Genomic DNA, 16,705 nt, shown 5'->3' with positions numbered 1-16,705 from the left:
CCTTTTGGTGTCCGGGCTGAGATGTTTCAGACGCAGCGGCCGCCATCGACCTCCAGCGCCACGCCGGTAATCAAGGCCGCCTCGTCGGAAGCGAGCCACAGCGCGGCATTGGCGACATCGAGCGGCGTCGACAACCGTCCCAGCGGCACCGAAGCACGAAACTTCTCGCGCAGCTCCGGTGTGTCGGAGCCCATGAAGCGCTCCAGCATCGCCGTGTCACCCGCCACCGGGCACAGGCAGTTGACGCGGATATTATGCGGCGCAAGCTCCACCGCCATCGACTTGGTGGCAGTGATCGCCCAGCCCTTGGAAGCGTTGTACCATGTCAGTCCCGGACGCGGCCGCAGGCCGGCCGTCGATGCCGTGGTGAGGATGACGCCGCCACCCTGCCGCTGCATGGTCGGCACCACCGCCAGCGTGCTGTAGTAAATCGCCTTCATGTTGACCGCCGTGATCAGATCGAAGGTCGGCTCGTCGACATTCAGAAGATCGCCGTTGCGATGGGTGAAGCCGGCATTGTTGACGACGATGTCGACCCGGCCGAAGGCGTTCTTGGCAGCATAGATCATCTGCTCGACATCGGCGCGCTTGGAAACGTCGGTGGTGACGGCGATCGCGTCGTTCCCGATGTCATCGGCCAGTTCCGCCGCGCCGCGCGCATTGAGATCGGCGACAACGACTTTCGCGCCCTCTTGCGCAAACCGCCGGGCGATGCCCTCGCCAAATCCTGCTGCTGCCCCGGTCACCACCGCGACCTTGTCCTTCAATCTCATGTCCTGTTCTTTCATTCTGCCTGACGATTATTCATCGACTGCTGCACGCTGCCAATGGCGCCATGTCGCGCGTTCTCTCTGGTTCCGGCCTTGCCGCACCCTGGAATAACGGGATGACCGGATCGCGCCGGCATCCGCTATCATCGAATCCGCTCAGTGGGATTCGTAACAATCGCAGCAATGCGACGCCATGGCACTGGCCAAATTAAATCGATTAGATTATATCAGCGTCATCGCCCGACGCGAGACAGAACGGATACGTCATGACAAGTCAGATCATCCCCGTCGATCCCTTCGATTTCATCATCTTCGGCGGCACCGGCGACCTGTCGGAGCGCAAGCTGCTGCCCTCGCTCTATCACCGGCAGCGCGACCACCAGTTTTCCGAGCCGACGCGGATCATCGGCACCTCGCGCACAAAGATGAGCGACGACGAGTTCCGCACCTTCGCCCGCAAGGCCATTGAAGAGCATGTCGCGCCCGAATATATCGACAAGGCGGAGTTGGACGAGTTTCTTGCCCGCCTCTCCTATGTGGCGGCTGATGCGGTCAGCGGCGACGGCTTCGACGACCTGAAGACTGCGATCGGGGACAGCAAGACCATCCGCGCCTTCTATCTTGCGGTGGCGCCGTCCCTGTTCGGCGACATCTCGCGCAACCTGAAATCACACGACCTCATCACTCCCGCCTCGCGCATCGTGCTGGAAAAGCCGCTCGGACGCGACCTCGATTCGGCGCGGGAGCTCAACGACCTCGTCGGCGAGAACTTCCGCGAAAGCCAGATCTTCCGCATCGACCACTATCTCGGCAAGGAGACGGTCCAGAACCTGATGGCGCTGCGCTTCGCCAATGCGCTCTACGAGCCCCTGTGGAACTCGGCCCATATCGACCATGTGCAGATCACCGTGGCCGAGACGGTGGGGCTTGAGGACCGGGTCACCTATTACGACAAGGCGGGCGCGCTGCGCGACATGGTGCAGAACCATCTGCTGCAGTTGCTCTGCCTTGTCGCCATGGAGGCGCCCGCCTCGATGGAGGCCAATGCCGTGCGCGACGAGAAGCTGAAAGTGCTGCGCGCGCTGAAGCGCATCAACGGCAACGAGGCCCCAAGGCACACGGTGCGCGGACAGTACCGCGCCGGAGCTTCCGCCGGCGGCCCGGTGAAAGGCTATGTCGAGGAGCTGGGCAGCGAGAGCGGCACCGAAACCTTCGTTGCCATCCGTGCCGAGATCGAGAACTGGCGCTGGGCGGGCGTGCCCTTCTATCTCCGAACCGGCAAGCGGCTGGCCACCCGCGTCTCCGAGATCGTCATCGAGTTCAAGCCGATCCCGCATTCCATCTTCGGAGAAGGGGCGGGACCGATCTTCGCAAACCAGCTCGTCATCCGCCTGCAGCCGGACGAGGGCGTCAAGCAGTTCATCATGATCAAGGACCCGGGTCCGGGCGGCATGCGTCTGCGCCAGATTCCCCTCGACATGAGCTTCGCCCAATCCTTCAAGGGCCGCGCCCCGGACGCCTATGAGCGCCTCATCATGGATGTTGTGCGCGGCAACCAGACCCTGTTCATGCGCCGCGACGAGGTCGAGGCGGCGTGGAGCTGGATCGATCCGATCCAGCAGGCATGGGAAGGCTCGCGGCAGGAGGTGCAGGGCTACACCGCCGGCACCTGGGGTCCGTCCGCCTCCATCGCGCTGATCGAGCGCGATGGGCGCACCTGGCATGAAAGCACCTGACGATGACGGCGCAGGAGATAGCACAAGCGGCGACACAGGGCTACGACTGGACCGCCTTTTCGGACCGCGAGGCACTGGCCGAAACTCTGGCCGATCGGGTGGCGCAAACACTTAGCGCAGCCATCGAACGCCGGGGGGCTGGCTTTCTCGCCGTCTCCGGAGGCACCACGCCGGGGCGCTTTTTCGCATCGCTTTCCAGCCGCCCGATCGCATGGGACAATGTGACGGTGACGCTGGTAGACGAGCGCTTCGTGCCGCCCTCCTCGTCGCGCTCCAATGCGGCGCTGGTGGCCGATACGCTCCTGCGGAATGCGGCCTCCGCCGCCCGCTTCGCGCCGCTTTATCATGCGGCAGACAGTGCGGCCGATGCGGCAATTGCCGCCGAAGCGGAGCTCGGCCGGCTGCCATGGCCGCTTGACGCGGCCGTTCTCGGCATGGGAACGGACGGCCACACCGCGTCGTTCTTCCCCGACGCCGACACGCTTGACGACCTGCTCGACCCGCACAATGCGCGCATCGTGCTGCCGGTCGAAGCAGCCAGTGCGGGCGAGCCGCGCCTGACATTGTCCATGCCCCGGCTGACCGGCGCAGGCTTTCTCGCCCTGCACATCGAGGGCGCCGAAAAGCGCGCGGTCTTCGAAGCGGCCATGCAGGCGGCCATTCAGGGCGACGACAGAAAACCGATCCGGGCGGTGATCGAGGCATCGCCGCGCCCGGTCAACGTGTTCTGGGCCCCCTGACCGCGACAAGGGCCAGGTGCATGCCGCCGGCACAGGGCGGCCCACGAAAGGATCAATCCGATGACAGCCAGAAGCGACATCCAAGCCATCACGGACCGGATGAGGGAGCGCTCGCGCGCCAGCCGCGAGGCCTATCTCGGCCGTATCTCCGACGCAGCCGGCAAGGCCGCCAACCGTTCGGTGCTCTCGTGCGGCAACCTTGCCCACGGCTTCGCCGTCTGCAGCCCGCAGGAAAAGACTGCGCTTTCGGGCAATGCCGTTCCCAATCTCGGCATCATCACCGCCTATAACGACATGCTCTCCGCCCACCAGCCTTTCGAGACCTTTCCCGCGCTGATCAAGCAGGCGGCGCGCGAGGCCGGCGGCATTGCACAGGTGGCGGGCGGCGTGCCGGCCATGTGCGATGGCGTGACACAGGGCATGCCCGGCATGGAGCTGTCGCTGTTCTCGCGCGATGTCATCGCCATGGCAGCGGCCGTCGGCCTGTCGCACAACATGTTCGACGCCGCCGTCTTCCTCGGCGTCTGCGACAAGATCGTGCCCGGCCTGCTGATCGCGGCACTCACCTTCGGCCATCTGCCAGCCGTGTTCATTCCGGCCGGACCGATGACCTCGGGCCTGCCCAATGACGAGAAGGCACGCGTGCGCCAGCTCTACGCCGAAGGCAAAGTCGGCCGCGCCGAGCTGCTGGAAGCCGAATCGAAATCTTATCACGGGCCCGGCACCTGCACCTTCTACGGCACCGCCAATTCCAACCAGATGCTGATGGAGATCATGGGCCTGCACACGCCGGGCGCCTCCTTCGTCAATCCGGGCACGCCGCTGCGCGACGCGCTGACCAGGGAAGCGGCCAGGCGGGCGCTCGCCATCACCCGGCTCGGCAACGACTACATTCCCGCCGGGCGCATGATCGACGAGCGCGCCATCGTCAACGGCGTGGTCGGGCTGCACGCCACCGGCGGCTCGACCAACCACACCATCCATCTCATCGCCATGGCGGCGGCAGCCGGCATCCGGCTGACATGGCAGGACATTTCCGAACTTTCCGAAGCCGTGCCGCTGCTGGCCCGGGTCTATCCGAACGGGCTTGCCGACGTGAACCATTTCGCGGCCGCCGGCGGCATGGGCTTCCTGATCCGCGAGCTGCTCGACGCCGGCCTGCTGCACGAGGACGTGCAGACCGTGTGGGGCGAGGGCCTGCGCGCCTATACGGTGGAAGCGAAGCTCGGTCCCGACGGCTCGGTGGTGCGCGATCCCGCCCCGCGCGACAGCGGCGACGAAAAGGTGCTGGCCCCCTTCGCCAGGGCATTCCAGCCGACCGGCGGCCTCAAGGTTCTGGCCGGCAATATCGGCCATGCCATCATCAAGACCTCTGCGGTCAAGCCGGAGCGGCATGTGATCGAGGCGCCGGCGCGCGTCTTCGACAGCCAGCAGGGCCTCAACGACGCCTTCAAGGCCGGCGAGTTGACCGGCGATTTCATCGCCGTCATTCGCTTCCAGGGCCCGAAGGCCAACGGCATGCCGGAACTGCACCGGCTCACCACCGTGCTCGGCATATTGCAGGACCGCGGCCAGCGCGTCGCGCTCGTCACCGACGGGCGCATGTCGGGTGCTTCCGGCAAGGTGCCGGCGGCCATCCACGTCACGCCCGAGGCGCTGGAAGGCGGGGTGATCGGCAAGATCCGCGACGGCGACGTGGTGCGGCTCGACGCGACCACTGGCACGCTGGAGCTTCTGGTGTCCGCCGCCGATCTGGCACTGCGACCCGAACCGCATCCGGACCTGTCCGAAAACGAATTCGGCTTTGGGCGCGAGCTGTTTGCCGGCTTCCGGCATCTGGCCGGACGCGCCGACCACGGAGCCAGCGCCTTCGGAAACGCGGCCTGATCGGACAGATCAGAACTCCGGCCGGGCAAGCCCCGCAGCGAGACAGGCCGACACCACCGTGTTGGCCATCAGCATGGCGATGGTCATCGGGCCGACGCCGCCCGGAACCGGCGTGATCGCGCCCGCGACTTCTGCGGCTTGCGCATAGTCGACGTCGCCGACCAGACGCGTCTTGCCCTCCCCCTTTTCGGGCGCGGGAATGCGGTTGATGCCGACATCGATCACCGTGGCGCCGGGCTTCACCCAGTCGCCCTTCACCATTTCCGGCCGCCCGACCGCCGCCACCAGTATGTCGGCCGTGCGGGCAAGTGCTGCCAGATCCTTCGTGCGCGAATGTGCGACCGTCACCGTGCAATTGGCCGCCAGCAGCAGATTGGCCATCGGCTTGCCGACGATGTTGGAGCGACCGATGACGACCGCGTTCAGGCCCGACAGATCCCGGCCGCGCACGCGCTCGATCAGCAGCATCGAGCCGGCCGGGGTGCAGGGCACGAAGGCGGTCGCCGCTTCGCCGGCACCAAGCTTGCCGACATTGACGTAGGTGAAGCCGTCGACGTCCTTTTCCGGCGCGATGGCCTGAATGACCTTGCCGCTGTCGATATGGCCGGGCAGCGGGAGCTGCACCAGTATGCCGTGGATGGCCGGATCGGCGTTCAACTCGCCGATCAGCTTCAGCAGATCAGCCTCGCCCGTGTCGGCGGCCAGCGTGTGCTGCACGGAATGAAAGCCGCATTCCTTCGCGGTGCGCGACTTGTTGGCGACATAGACCTGACTGGCGGGGTCTTCGCCGACGATCACCACCGCAAGACCGGGCACCACGCCAAGACCGGGCGCGGAAAACCCTTTCGCGGCGAGATCGGCAGTCAGCGCCTTCACCTTTTCGACCACCTCGGCCGCCGTTTTCCTGCCATCGATGACTGTGCTCATGCCCTTCTCCACTGGTTCGGCCGCCGGTCGCGCCAGGATGCGGCGCGACGCAGTGCCGATGCGTCGGGGGATGCGTAAACCCGAAAGGCGTGTTTCGGAAGACCGGAAATCAGCGCGGGTCGCGCCGGCGGGCCAGATCCTGCGTCGCTGCGCGGAACTGGCGCAGGCTGGCACGGATTTCTTCCACGGAAGGCGGTTGTGCCGCGGCGTAGGCGGTCCTGCCGGATGCGTAAGGTTCGTCACCGGCCGGCTGACGGCGGAAAGCGCCCGCCAGGCCGGATGATTCGTCGTCGCCAAGAGGCAGTGGCGGCACAGATCCGGGGGAGGACGGCATGGCGGGCGCGGGCGACACGCTCAAAGGCTCTGCCTCTTTTTGCATGCCGCGCACGATTGCAAGCAGGAGCCCGGCGGCAAGGCCGATGATCACGCCCAGCAGAGGCAGAAACGCCATCAGCGCTCCATATTGCTTCCACAGCAGCACAGCACAGGTCACGCCGAGCACGGCTCCCAGCAGCGTCAGCCGATAGATTGCCGGCTTCGAGCGGGAAATGCCCTCCCTGAGGCCGATGCGCCGCACGCTCTCCGCCTGCGCCGGCGGTGGAGCGGCAGGCTCCCGAGGGGCATCGCGGTCCCCGGAATTCGGGTTTTCCGGCGCCACCCCGTCGGCGCTCTGCAGTTCGGCAACGGAGGCTTCGGAAAAAGGCTGCTTAGGAACAACTGCACCTGCGCGAAACGGTGGGACGGGCGCTTCGTGATGATGAGAACGAATCGGCTCTTCGGCATCCGCCACCGGCTGCCCGGCCTCGCTGCGGCCGGCCTCGCGCCGCAGGCGCGCCAGACGATGGCGTTCGGCAGCCATCGCGCGCCACTCGGCATCGTCTTCCATGGCCGTTTTCGCCGCCTCCGCAGGCGGAGCCATCGACAGAAGCGAACCCTTCGACAGAGGCTGCCCCTTCGACAGAACCGAACGCTCGGGGCGATCATCGTCCTCGCCACGCATGGCGCGTGCCAGCGCCGCCAGGGCGCGCTCGCGTCTCCAGTCCTCGGGGCTCAGTCGGTCACTCATCGCGCTTGCCAGTTCACGACCGTCCGCAGCGGCCGGCCAAAGGTTAAGACACGCTAAATGTACAGGGCAAATAAAAGGTTAATTTTTGACGGAACATGCTCAGGGCACCACATTCCGATGCCTGACCGGACAATCGCAGCCGACTTTGCGCATCCTTCCATCCATGTCACCGGCTAAATCTCGCCAAGGTCGAAAAAGCGCGTTGACAGGATCATCCGGCCCGCTTACATGAGCGCCACCAGCCCAGATGGCGGAATTGGTAGACGCGCACGGTTCAGGTCCGTGTGCCGCGAGGCGTGGAGGTTCGAGTCCTCTTCTGGGCACCATTCCCTTTTCAACCGAAAGGTGCGGAACTGCACCTTGAAGTGGTTGAATGTTTCTCCCGATCTTAGTTCTGAAAGACGACTGAAGGTTTCTGCCCCATAAGGGGAAAGCATTTCAGCCGAATCGCAAAGCCTTCATCCTTACAGGTGGGGATTGCGCGAGCGGTATCGCGCGATGAGGCTTTCGTTGACTTCCATCGCGCCGGGCATGTTGGCGCTGAGATAAACGGGTGCTGCCGCCTGCGCGGATTGCAGGCGCACGGAAACTTCCGCGAATACCGCATTCAGAAGCCCCGCGCCGATGGACGTGGAGATCGGCCCGACACGCAGCTTCGAGCCGGGGACGCCGACGACGGCATCGCCGGGCGGTGCGCCATTGTCGAGCACGATGTCGGCAATGTCGGCAACGCGCACGCGCCCATTTGCCGCCTGCCGGGAATAGTCCTGCGAGGTTATGGCAATGACGGTTGCCCCGCGCGCCTTGCCAATCTGGGCCGCCTCGATGGTTGCCGCGTTGACGCCGCTGTTCGACACGATGAACAGAACATCCTTCGCACCGATCGGATAGCGGCTCAGAACGGGCGCGACCGCGCCCGGCAAACGCTCCAGCGCCGTGCTGGCAACGGCCCCTTCATGCAGCATCATCGATGACGACAGGATCGGCACCGTCAGGGCAAGACCGCCCGCGCGGTAATGCGCCTCCTCGGCCAGCATATGGCTGTGGCCGGTGCCGAAAATATAGGCGAGCCCATCGGCCATCGCGGTGCGCTCCACGGCATCGGCGGCAGCTTCTATGGCATCGGCATTGAGACGCATGAGCTGCGCCATGCGCTGGGCAAGCTCGGTAAGATAGGCGGCGGCAGTCGGCGTGTTGCTCATGAAATTTCCGCGTCCGGCATTTCACGGCATAGTGTGCTGAATGGCACACGCCATCAAGAGGCGGGCGAAATCAGTTTCGCCATCTGGAGCCGGAAAAAGCAGCGGGACGGCACGGCCTCCTGAACCATCCTTCCTTGCCGGAGTTGCGCCATCACCGGAAAGGAAGCCGGCTTCCGGGCGATGATCTGCGCAAAAACAACAGCCTACGGCGTGAAGAGCGGATCTGAAGAACCGCGGGATGCTTCGATAAAAGAGAGGACGACCTGCCGGCAGCCTCTGTCATGGGAGACACAAAATAACCGGAGCGTATTCATATTTTACTGGTTTCTAATACGACTTCCGTCACATAAGCCGTTTCCGATGGCGGCTGCCGCCTTCATCCTCCCCTCACGAGGTGATTCATGCGCAAGACACTCGCCATCTGCATCGCCTTCTGCTTCGGGCTTCTGGCCTCCCCGCTTATCACTTCTGGACAATCCATGCAGGAAACTGAACTTTTCATCGCCGCCGCCGGCAACGACACGGACACCATCGACCGGCTGCTCGGACAGGACGTCGACATCGATGCGCGCGACAGCGAAGGGCGCACCGCGCTGCTGGCCGCGACCCATGCCAACGCCATCGAGGCTGCACAGGTGCTGATCGAGGCGGGCGCCGACGTCAACGCAAAGGACCGGATCGACGACAGCCCCTATCTCTATGCCGGCGCGCGCGGTCATCTGGAGATCCTCAAGATGACGCTGGTGCACGGAGCTGACCTGAAAAGCACCAACCGCTTTGGCGGCACAGCGCTTATTCCGGCGGCCGAGCGCGGTCATGTCGAAACGGTTCGCACCCTGATCGAGGCCGGCGTCGATGTCGACCATGTCAACAATCTCGGCTGGACCGCCTTGCTGGAGGCGATCATTCTCGGAGACGGAGGTCCGCGTCACCAGCAGATCCTCGACCTGCTGGTCAAGGCAGGCGCCGATGTCAACCTCGCGGACGGAAACGGCGTGACGCCGCTGCAACATGCCCGCAACGCCGGCTACCGGGAGATGGAGCAGGCGCTCGCCGCGGCGGGCGCGCGGTAGGGCAACATTGCGACTGAGGAAAAGGCCGGGACCGGCGCTTCAATTCCCGCTGTCGCGCAGATAGTTGTAGACGGTCGCCCGGCCCATCTGCAGCACCCGCGAGATATAGGCGGCCGCATGCTTGCCGCTGAAGGCGCCGTCCTGAGCCAATTCGCGCACAAGCTGCTGCTTCTGCATGCGGGTCATGTCCGCGATGGCGACGCCATGGCGGCGCGTCCAGCCGCTGACATATTCGTTGATGCGCTCGTGCCAGTCGTCCTTGAACAGCGCCGTGGGCTTGCCCTGATCGGTCGCCACGCCGGAAAATGTGCTCAGCATCTCGATGGCGGCGTGAATGTGCGACACGTCCATGTTGATGCACAAAACGCCGACCGGCCTGCCTTCCGGCGACCGCAGGACCGCGCTGATCGACTTGATGCGCCTGCCGTCCCAGTTGACCTTCTCATAGGGGCCGATCATCCGGTCTTCCGGGCGAAAGTCGATTTCCTGCAACAGTGACGGCTCGCCCAGCGCACGGCGGGAGAAGTTGTTGGCGATGTAGGCGACGGTCTCGGTGGCCAGATCATGCAGAACCACTTCGGCATGCGGCTGAAGCAGCAGCGCAAAGGCATCGCAGACAGGATGGAAGATGGCGAGATGCCCGGCCGCGTCGGAAGAAGGTCGTGGCGCTTGCGGCATGGTTCTCGTCCTGAATTCGCCCTTGCCCGCCCCGAAAGCGCTATGACATGCGGCCATAGCGGGATGGCGGACGATGCAGGCATCGGCTTGGATTTTGTACCCGTATATGCAAATTGGACAGAAAAGTACATCCGGAGTTCTTCCCGTGTCTCACCCGCCCATGTCTCACCCGCTTGCCGAAGATCGTGAAAAACTGGTCGCCATCCGCCATGCGCTTCACGCCCATCCGGAGGTCGCGCGCGAAGAGGCATGGACCGCCGCCTATGTGGCCGACAGGCTGCGTGAAGCGGGCATTCCGTTCGAGGCGAACATCGGCGGCCACGGCATCGTCGCGACGATCGAAGGACAGGGCGAAGGGCAGGCAGTGTCCCTGCGCGCCGACATGGACGCGCTGGAAATCACCGAACTGTCACAACTGCCCTATGCCTCGCAACAGGCAGGAAAGATGCATGCCTGCGGGCATGACGGCCACATGACCATATTGCTGGCGGCCGGCATGCATCTGGCGCGCAGCCGCGCCTTTGCCGGCAAGGTGCATCTGGTCTTCCAGCCCGCCGAAGAGCGTTACGGAGGCGCGCGCGAAATGGTTGCGGCCGGCATGCTCGACCGTTTTCCGGTGCAGCGCATTTTCGGGCTGCACAACTGGCCGGGGCTGACGGCTGGCGAAGTCGTGGTGCATGACGGTCCGGTCATGGCCGGCACGTCCGAGTTCACCGTCACCTTCCGGGGTGAAGGCGCGCATGGCGCGATGCCACACATGGCGGGCGACCCGCTGCTTGCCGGCGGCCACTTCATGACCGGCATCCAGCAGGCGGTGGCACGCGCCGTCGATCCGCATGAGAGCGCTGTGGCAACCGTGGGCTCGTTCCAGGGCGGCCATGCCCAGAACATCATCCCGCAGGAAGCGCGGCTGACCGGAACGCTGCGCGCCTATCGTACCGAAACGCTCAAACTTCTGCGCTCGCGCGTCGAAAGCGTCGCCGCCGCTGCCGCCGCCATTGCCGGCTGCCGCAGCGCGGTCGAATTCGATGAATTCCTGTGCCCGCCCGTGGTCAACACTGCGGCCGAGCGCGACATCATGCGGCAGGCGGCCAGCGCGGCAGGCCTCACCCTTGCACCCGGCGACACGCGCCCCAGCATGGCGGGTGACGATTTCGGCGACTTCCTCGTCCATCTGCCCGGCGCCTATGCGTGGATCGGCAACGGGCCGCTCAGACAGGATGCCGGCCTGCACCAGCCGCTCTACGACTTCAATGACGATATCATTTTGCCCGCGGCCATGCTTCTGGCGCGCTCGGCCGAACTTGCCCTGGCGCAGGCCAGATAATGGACTGAAAAATTTATTATAGACAACTCAGTCCAAGACTTGCTAGAAACTGCGTGCAAGGGAGGCATGGGCTCTGCAAGAGCCGATTTTTCAATCATCCGGGACCATCATGATCCAGCTTTCGCGCGCCGAAATCGAACACCTCGTCACGGTCGATGAAGGGGCCGTCGCCGCCGTGCGCGACGCCTATGTCGCCATCACCGACGGGCGCGGCAACGTTCCTCCTGTCGGCCACATCGCCTTCCCCGCCACCAATGGCGATTGCCACATCAAGTATGGGCACATTGCCGGCGACCCGATCTTTGCGGTGAAGATTGCCGCCGGCTTCTACGACAATCCGGCCAAAGGCCTGCCCTCCTCGACCGGCATCATCCTCGCCATCTCGGCCGAGACCGGCGAAGTGCGCGCCATCCTCAACGACGAGGGCTACCTGACCGATCTGCGCACCGGCATCGGCGGCGCGGTGGCCACGCTGGCGCTGGCGCGCGCCGATGCCGGCAACGTGCTGATCGTCGGAACCGGCATACAGGCGCGCTACCAGAGCCGTGCGCTGGCAGCCCTTGCCGGCCGGCCGCTCTCCTTCCGCATCTGGGGCCGGTCGCCCGAGAAAACCGCTGCGATCGTTGCCGAGCTGGCGCAGGACGGGCTCGATGCCGCGCCTGCCGCCGACCTCGAAGCCGCCTGCCGCGCGGCCGACATCATCGTCACCACAACCCCGTCGACCGAACCGCTGGTCAGGTCGGACTGGGTGCGGCCGGGCACCCACATCACCGCCATGGGCGCCGACGGCCCCGGCAAGCAGGAGCTGGAGACCGCGCTCGTCGCGCGCGCCGACATCCGCGCCTCCGACATGAAGACGCAGAGCCTCGGGCACGGTGAGTTTTCGCATGCCTGTTCTGCGGGTTTGATCGGCCGTGACGATTGCATCGAGCTCGGCGCCGTATTAGCAGGAACGACAGCGGGACGCCGCTCGGCAGAAGACATCACCATTGCCGACCTCACCGGCGTCGCCACACAGGATATCGCCATGGCCCGGACCGTTCTGGAACGAGCCACGGCGACGCAGCACGGTCGGAGCTGACCGACGTTTCAACAGGAACCAGATCATGAAGACGCTTGCCCTTTCTTCCCTTCTCGCCTGCCTGCTTGCCGGCACCGCGATGGCGGACAATCTGCGCGTCGGCACCAGCGCCGACTTCCCGCCATGGGAATCGGTCAATGAGGCCGGCGACGTCATCGGCTTCGACCGCGACGTGATCGATGAAGTGTGCAAGCGCATCGAAGCCGAGTGCACCGTGACCAACCAGGCGTTCGACGGCCTGCTGCCGGCCCTCCAGGTCGGCAAGTTCGACATGGTCATCTCCGGCATGTCGATCACCGAGGAGCGCGCCGAACAGGTCGATTTCTCCAGCGCCTATGCCGAGCCGCCTTACCGCTTCGCCGTTGCCGCCGGCAGCGACCTCGCCAAGATCGAAAAGCGCGAAGACCTTGAAGCAGCACTTGAAGGCAAGGTCATCGGCGTGCAGACCGGCTCGACCCACGAAGCCGTGGTGCGCACCAATCTGCCGAAGTCGGAGCCGCGCCTCTACGAGCGCAACGAGCAGATCGCCGACGACCTCAATGCCGGCCGCATCGACGCCGGCCTGCTGGAGCAGTCCGTCTGGGAACAGCTGATGGAAGCGCGCAAGGACCAGCTCTCGCTTGCCGGTCCTCTGCTGTCGAGCGCCGACTACGCCGAGTTCGGCAACGGCACTGCCATCGCCATGCGCAAGGGCAGCGACGAGCTGAAGAAGCGCGTCGATGATGCCGTGACCTCCATGCTGGCAGACGGCAAGATCGCCGAGCTGTCCAGCAAGTGGTTCGGTTACGACCTCTCCTACAAGGCCAAGTAATCCTTGCTGCCTGCGCCGCTTTCACGGCGGCGCAGGCACGGGACAGGAGCGCCGATGTCCGTCATCCTCACCTATCTGCCGCATCTTCTACAGGGCCTCGTGGTGACCCTGCAGGTTGCCGCCGGCAGCTTCGTGATCGGCCTGCTGATCGCAGTTCTCGCGGTGTTCGGCTGGAATTTCGGCCCGCGCCCGCTCAGATGGTTCATCTCCGCCTATGTCACCATTGTGCGTGGCCTGCCGGAGCTGCTGATCATCTTTCTGGTTTTCTACGGCGGCACGGTTCTGCTGAGCGGCGCCTTCGGCACCTATGTCGAGGTCAATGCGCTCACCGCCGGCATCTGTGCGCTGTCGGTGGTGTCCGGCGCCTACCTCACCGAAATCCTGCGCGGGGCGCTGCTGACGGTGCCGCAAGGCCAGTGGGAAGCCGCCACCAGCCTTGGCCTCGGCCGCATGACCGCCTTCCGCGACGTGGTGCTGCCGCAGATGCTCTCCTACGCGGTTCCGGGACTTGGCAACCAGTGGCTGGTGATCCTGAAGGAAAGCGCGCTGGTGTCGATCATCGGGCTGGAGGAACTGATGCGCAAGGGCGTGGTCGCCGCCGGCGCAACCCATTCGCCGATGACCTTCTATCTGACGGTCGGCGCGCTCTATGTCGCCATCACCGGCGTTTCCACACTGATCATCGGCGCCGCCGACCGGCGCGCGGCGAGAGGCAGGTAGACGATGTCGCCGGATATTTTCATCAAGGCCGCGCCGGTCGTCCTGCAGGGGCTGCAGCTCACCCTGATCATAACGATCGCCTCGTTCCTGCTCGGCCAACTCCTCGCCCTGCCGCTGGGGCTTGCGCGTCAGGCCAGCTCGCCGCTGCTGCGCTGGCCGGCCGCCATCTACACATTTCTCATCCGCGGCAGCCCGCTGCTGGTACAACTCTTCATCATCTATTACGGGCTCGGCCAGATTCCGGCGATCCGCAACAGCATTCTGTGGCCGATCCTGCGCGAACCGCTCTATTGCGGCATCATCGCCATCAGCCTGAACTCGGCCGCCTACATGGCCGAAGTCGTTGCCGGTGCGCTGCGCCGCGTACCCAAAGGCCAGACCGAGGCCTGCATTTCGCTCGGCATTTCACGCCGGCATCGCTTTACCGACGTGCTGCTGCCGCAGGTCTACCGGGAACTTCTGCCCAATATCGGCAATGAAATCATTCTGGTTCTGAAATCCTCGTCGCTGGCAAGCGCTGTCACCATCATGGAGATCACCGGCGTGGCGCGGGCGTTTACCGCGCGCACCTTCGCGCCGTTCGAGGTGTTCATCACCGCCGGCATTCTCTATCTCGCCATCGGCTTCGCCTTCACCTTCCTCTTCCGCCTGCTCGAACGCCGCTACGGCATAACCGGCACACGCACCCCCGCACCGGAGGCCAGCGCATGATCAAGGTCCGCAACCTCGTCAAATATTACGGGCAGACAAAGGTGCTGGACGGCATCAGCCTCGACGTCGCCAAGGGCGAGCGCATCGTGCTGTGCGGCCCCTCCGGCTCGGGCAAGTCGACACTGGTTCGCTGCATCAACGGGCTGGAACAGCGCAGCGCCGGCGACATCGAGATCGCCGGGCACGTGCTGAAGCCGGATTGCTCCAACGTGCTGGAACTCGGTGGTGATGTCGGCATGGTGTTCCAGCAGTTCAACCTGTTTCCGCACATGAACGTGCTCGACAATCTCACTCTGGCCATGCGCCGGGTGCGCGGAACACCGCGCGCGGAAGCCGAAGCGCAGGCCATGGCGATGCTGGAGCGCATGCAGCTCGGCGCGAAGGCGAAATCCTATCCGCGCGAACTGTCGGGCGGGCAGCAGCAACGCGTCGCCATCGCGCGCGCGCTGTGCATGAAGCCGAAGGTGATGCTGTTCGACGAACCCACCTCGGCCCTCGATCCGGAAATGGTGCAGGAGGTGCTGGACGTGATGACCGCCCTCTCGCGCGAAGGACTGACCATGATCGTCGTGACCCACGAAATGGGCTTCGCCCGCAACGTGGCCGACCGCATCGTGTTCATGGATGGCGGCGTGATCCTTGAGGAGGCGGCTCCCGATGCCTTCTTCGATCATCCGCAACACAACCGTACCCGCGAATTCCTCCGTCAGATCGGGCCGCGGACACACTGAAGGACCATTGAAATGACCGACATCGTTTTCGCCTCGGCGGCACGATCCATGCAGGCGCGCGCCCGCATACGCGACCACGTCTACCGCACCCCGCTGATTCCGGCGCGTGGCAGCTATGGCCCCGAAGGCACGCAGCTTCTGTTCAAGGCGGAGAATTTCCAGCTGACCGGCTCGTTCAAGATCCGTGGTGCCGCCTCGGTGATGACCGCCGCCGCGCCCGGCCAGAAGCTGGTCACCGCCTCCTCCGGCAATCACGGCATCGGCGCTTCCCGCGCCGCCCGCTCGCTCGGTCAGGAACTCGTGGTGGTGCTGCCGGAATCGGTGGTGCCGTCCAAGCTTGAGAAGATCCGCTCCTACGGCGTCGAGGTCATCCTGCACGGCGCCGAGACCGGCCTTGCGGAACTGCACGCGCAGAAACTGGCTGCCGAAAAGGGCTGGCGCTACATCTCGCCCTACAATGACGCCGACGTCATCGCCGGTCAGGGCACGATCGGCATCGAGCTGCTCGAACAATGCGCCGGCGTCGACAACGTCTTCATCGCCATGGGCGGCGGCGGCCTGATCAGCGGCATCGGCGCTGTGCTGAAAGCCTTCAGCCCGCGCACCCGCGTGTGGGGCGTGGCAGCAACCCATTCGCAGGCGCTGGCCCTTTCGATGGCGGCGGGACGCGTGGTCGAATGCGAGCATCTCGACACGCTGGCCGACGCGGTTGCCGGCGGCATCGACGACGACACGCTGACCCTGCCGATGGCGACAGCCGTGGTGGACGAGGTCGTCGCCTGCTCGGAGGACGAGATCGCGGCCGCCCTGCGCGTCATGGCACAGGAAGAAAACATGCTGGTCGAAGGCTCGGCGGCGCTGGCGCTGGCAGGCTTCAGCAAGGTGGCGGAACGCTGCGCCGGCCAGACCAGCGTGGTGCTGCTGTGCGGTGCGAATTTCGATCGCCAGACCATCCATCGTGTCGCGCTTGGCTGACCCGGACGGGATGCCGCGACGGCAGCCCGCCTGAGCATCGCAAACGTCAACCTTTTCCGAACTTGCCGGCGACGAGGCGGGCCTGACTGGCCCGCCTCTTCTGCATTTCGTGGCGGCTTGTCCCCAATCGGGACGGTCTGAGCGTCAGGACCGTCGATATTTTGCGACTGCGGGCCTCTCAGGAAGGACCTGTTAACCATCGGTTCCTATTGCTTGGGGTGCAGTCAATCGGCGAGTCTTGAAATGTCATCCATGCGTCTATCCCGGGCT

At 64.9% G+C, this 16,705-nt stretch carries 16 protein-coding genes and 1 tRNA gene; 12 read left to right on the top strand and 5 right to left on the bottom strand.

Annotation, left to right across the window (positions count from 1 at the left end; genetic code table 11):
• Positions 1–26: 26 nt before the first annotated feature.
• Positions 27–773, bottom strand: coding sequence for an SDR family oxidoreductase (locus tag MIC97_RS11675; RefSeq protein ID WP_239800162.1), 747 nt, complete (start codon positions 771–773; stop codon positions 27–29).
• 263 nt (positions 774–1,036) lie between these two features.
• On the opposite strand from MIC97_RS11675, the gene zwf reads away from it, so the two are divergent.
• Genes zwf through edd form a run of 3 tightly spaced genes read left to right on the top strand, consistent with a single transcriptional unit; the run spans position 1,037 to position 5,133 of the window.
• Positions 1,037–2,506 (top strand): glucose-6-phosphate dehydrogenase, encoded by a 1,470-nt coding sequence (gene zwf / locus MIC97_RS11670; RefSeq protein ID WP_239800161.1) that lies wholly within the window; start codon positions 1,037–1,039, stop codon positions 2,504–2,506.
• A gap of 2 nt (positions 2,507–2,508) precedes the next feature.
• On the top strand, positions 2,509–3,246 hold the full coding sequence (gene pgl / locus MIC97_RS11665) for a 6-phosphogluconolactonase (RefSeq protein WP_239800160.1): 738 nt from the start codon (positions 2,509–2,511) through the stop codon (positions 3,244–3,246).
• Positions 3,247–3,306: 60 nt separating this feature from the next.
• Positions 3,307–5,133, top strand: coding sequence for a phosphogluconate dehydratase (edd, locus tag MIC97_RS11660; RefSeq protein ID WP_239800159.1), 1,827 nt, complete (start codon positions 3,307–3,309; stop codon positions 5,131–5,133).
• 9 nt (positions 5,134–5,142) lie between these two features.
• Here the strand turns inward: edd and MIC97_RS11655 are convergent, their stop codons facing one another.
• Together MIC97_RS11655 and MIC97_RS11650 are read right to left on the bottom strand one after the other, a co-directional pair.
• Entirely contained in the window at positions 5,143–6,060 is a 918-nt protein-coding gene (locus MIC97_RS11655; protein ID WP_239800158.1) for a bifunctional methylenetetrahydrofolate dehydrogenase/methenyltetrahydrofolate cyclohydrolase, read from the bottom strand.
• Between the two features lie 109 nt (positions 6,061–6,169).
• Positions 6,170–7,126, bottom strand: a complete 957-nt coding sequence (locus MIC97_RS11650; protein WP_239800157.1) for a hypothetical protein — start codon at positions 7,124–7,126, stop codon at positions 6,170–6,172.
• A 241-nt stretch (positions 7,127–7,367) separates the two neighbouring features.
• Here MIC97_RS11650 and MIC97_RS11645 point away from each other — a divergent pair.
• Positions 7,368–7,452 (top strand) — tRNA-Leu (locus tag MIC97_RS11645).
• A 138-nt stretch (positions 7,453–7,590) separates the two neighbouring features.
• Here the strand turns inward: MIC97_RS11645 and MIC97_RS11640 are convergent.
• Positions 7,591–8,328, bottom strand: coding sequence for an SIS domain-containing protein (locus tag MIC97_RS11640; protein WP_239800156.1), 738 nt, complete (start codon positions 8,326–8,328; stop codon positions 7,591–7,593).
• Between the two features lie 401 nt (positions 8,329–8,729).
• Between MIC97_RS11640 and MIC97_RS11635 the strand changes: the two genes are divergently transcribed.
• Positions 8,730–9,401: an ankyrin repeat domain-containing protein gene (locus MIC97_RS11635; RefSeq protein WP_239800155.1), complete on the top strand. Its 672-nt coding sequence runs from the start codon at positions 8,730–8,732 to the stop codon at positions 9,399–9,401.
• A 39-nt stretch (positions 9,402–9,440) separates the two neighbouring features.
• Here the strand turns inward: MIC97_RS11635 and MIC97_RS11630 are convergent, their stop codons facing one another.
• Positions 9,441–10,079: a PAS domain-containing protein gene (locus tag MIC97_RS11630; protein ID WP_239800154.1), complete on the bottom strand. Its 639-nt coding sequence runs from the start codon at positions 10,077–10,079 to the stop codon at positions 9,441–9,443.
• 145 nt (positions 10,080–10,224) lie between these two features.
• Between MIC97_RS11630 and MIC97_RS11625 the strand changes: the two genes are divergently transcribed.
• From MIC97_RS11625 to MIC97_RS11595, 7 genes are all read left to right on the top strand, one after another.
• Entirely contained in the window at positions 10,225–11,406 is a 1,182-nt protein-coding gene (locus tag MIC97_RS11625) for an amidohydrolase (RefSeq protein ID WP_239800153.1), read from the top strand.
• A gap of 109 nt (positions 11,407–11,515) precedes the next feature.
• Complete coding sequence (locus tag MIC97_RS11620; RefSeq protein WP_239800152.1) at positions 11,516–12,487, top strand: ornithine cyclodeaminase family protein; 972 nt, start codon at positions 11,516–11,518, stop codon at positions 12,485–12,487.
• Between the two features lie 25 nt (positions 12,488–12,512).
• Positions 12,513–13,298, top strand: a complete 786-nt coding sequence (locus tag MIC97_RS11615) for a transporter substrate-binding domain-containing protein (protein WP_183826187.1) — start codon at positions 12,513–12,515, stop codon at positions 13,296–13,298.
• A gap of 54 nt (positions 13,299–13,352) precedes the next feature.
• Positions 13,353–14,018 carry an ABC transporter permease subunit gene (locus MIC97_RS11610; RefSeq protein WP_239800151.1) on the top strand — a complete coding sequence of 222 codons (666 nt, stop codon included), beginning with the start codon at positions 13,353–13,355 and terminating at the stop codon, positions 14,016–14,018.
• Positions 14,019–14,021: 3 nt separating this feature from the next.
• Entirely contained in the window at positions 14,022–14,729 is a 708-nt protein-coding gene (locus MIC97_RS11605; RefSeq protein ID WP_239800150.1) for an ABC transporter permease subunit, read from the top strand.
• Positions 14,726–15,460 (top strand): amino acid ABC transporter ATP-binding protein, encoded by a 735-nt coding sequence (locus tag MIC97_RS11600; protein WP_239800149.1) that lies wholly within the window; start codon positions 14,726–14,728, stop codon positions 15,458–15,460. Before MIC97_RS11605 ends, MIC97_RS11600 begins: the two co-directional genes overlap by 4 nt.
• Positions 15,461–15,472: 12 nt before the next feature.
• Positions 15,473–16,435 (top strand): pyridoxal-phosphate dependent enzyme, encoded by a 963-nt coding sequence (locus MIC97_RS11595; protein WP_239800148.1) that lies wholly within the window; start codon positions 15,473–15,475, stop codon positions 16,433–16,435.
• Positions 16,436–16,705: the final 270 nt, after the last annotated feature.

It is taken from the genome of Aquamicrobium sp. NLF2-7, from assembly GCF_022359935.1.
Taxonomy (GTDB): domain Bacteria; phylum Pseudomonadota; class Alphaproteobacteria; order Rhizobiales; family Rhizobiaceae; genus Mesorhizobium; species Mesorhizobium lusatiense.
The sequence above is the reverse complement of the archived record's forward strand: the minus strand, read 5'-3'. Positions and strand labels throughout refer to the sequence as shown.

What these genes read in the sequence shown, in the direction of transcription:
- MIC97_RS11675 (WP_239800162.1), bottom strand. Translation starts at nt 773, where the DNA reads ATGAGATTGAAGGACAAGGTCGCGGTGGTGACCGGGGCAGCAGCAGGA.
- MIC97_RS11635 (WP_239800155.1), top strand. Translation starts at nt 8,730, where the DNA reads ATGCGCAAGACACTCGCCATCTGCATCGCCTTCTGCTTCGGGCTTCTG.
- MIC97_RS11655 (WP_239800158.1), bottom strand. Translation starts at nt 6,060, where the DNA reads ATGAGCACAGTCATCGATGGCAGGAAAACGGCGGCCGAGGTGGTCGAA.
- pgl (WP_239800160.1), top strand. Translation starts at nt 2,509, where the DNA reads ATGACGGCGCAGGAGATAGCACAAGCGGCGACACAGGGCTACGACTGG.
- edd (WP_239800159.1), top strand. Translation starts at nt 3,307, where the DNA reads ATGACAGCCAGAAGCGACATCCAAGCCATCACGGACCGGATGAGGGAG.
- MIC97_RS11615 (WP_183826187.1), top strand. Translation starts at nt 12,513, where the DNA reads ATGAAGACGCTTGCCCTTTCTTCCCTTCTCGCCTGCCTGCTTGCCGGC.
- zwf (WP_239800161.1), top strand. Translation starts at nt 1,037, where the DNA reads ATGACAAGTCAGATCATCCCCGTCGATCCCTTCGATTTCATCATCTTC.
- MIC97_RS11610 (WP_239800151.1), top strand. Translation starts at nt 13,353, where the DNA reads ATGTCCGTCATCCTCACCTATCTGCCGCATCTTCTACAGGGCCTCGTG.
- MIC97_RS11620 (WP_239800152.1), top strand. Translation starts at nt 11,516, where the DNA reads ATGATCCAGCTTTCGCGCGCCGAAATCGAACACCTCGTCACGGTCGAT.
- MIC97_RS11600 (WP_239800149.1), top strand. Translation starts at nt 14,726, where the DNA reads ATGATCAAGGTCCGCAACCTCGTCAAATATTACGGGCAGACAAAGGTG.
- MIC97_RS11605 (WP_239800150.1), top strand. Translation starts at nt 14,022, where the DNA reads ATGTCGCCGGATATTTTCATCAAGGCCGCGCCGGTCGTCCTGCAGGGG.
- MIC97_RS11640 (WP_239800156.1), bottom strand. Translation starts at nt 8,328, where the DNA reads ATGAGCAACACGCCGACTGCCGCCGCCTATCTTACCGAGCTTGCCCAG.
- MIC97_RS11595 (WP_239800148.1), top strand. Translation starts at nt 15,473, where the DNA reads ATGACCGACATCGTTTTCGCCTCGGCGGCACGATCCATGCAGGCGCGC.
- MIC97_RS11630 (WP_239800154.1), bottom strand. Translation starts at nt 10,079, where the DNA reads ATGCCGCAAGCGCCACGACCTTCTTCCGACGCGGCCGGGCATCTCGCC.
- MIC97_RS11650 (WP_239800157.1), bottom strand. Translation starts at nt 7,126, where the DNA reads ATGAGTGACCGACTGAGCCCCGAGGACTGGAGACGCGAGCGCGCCCTG.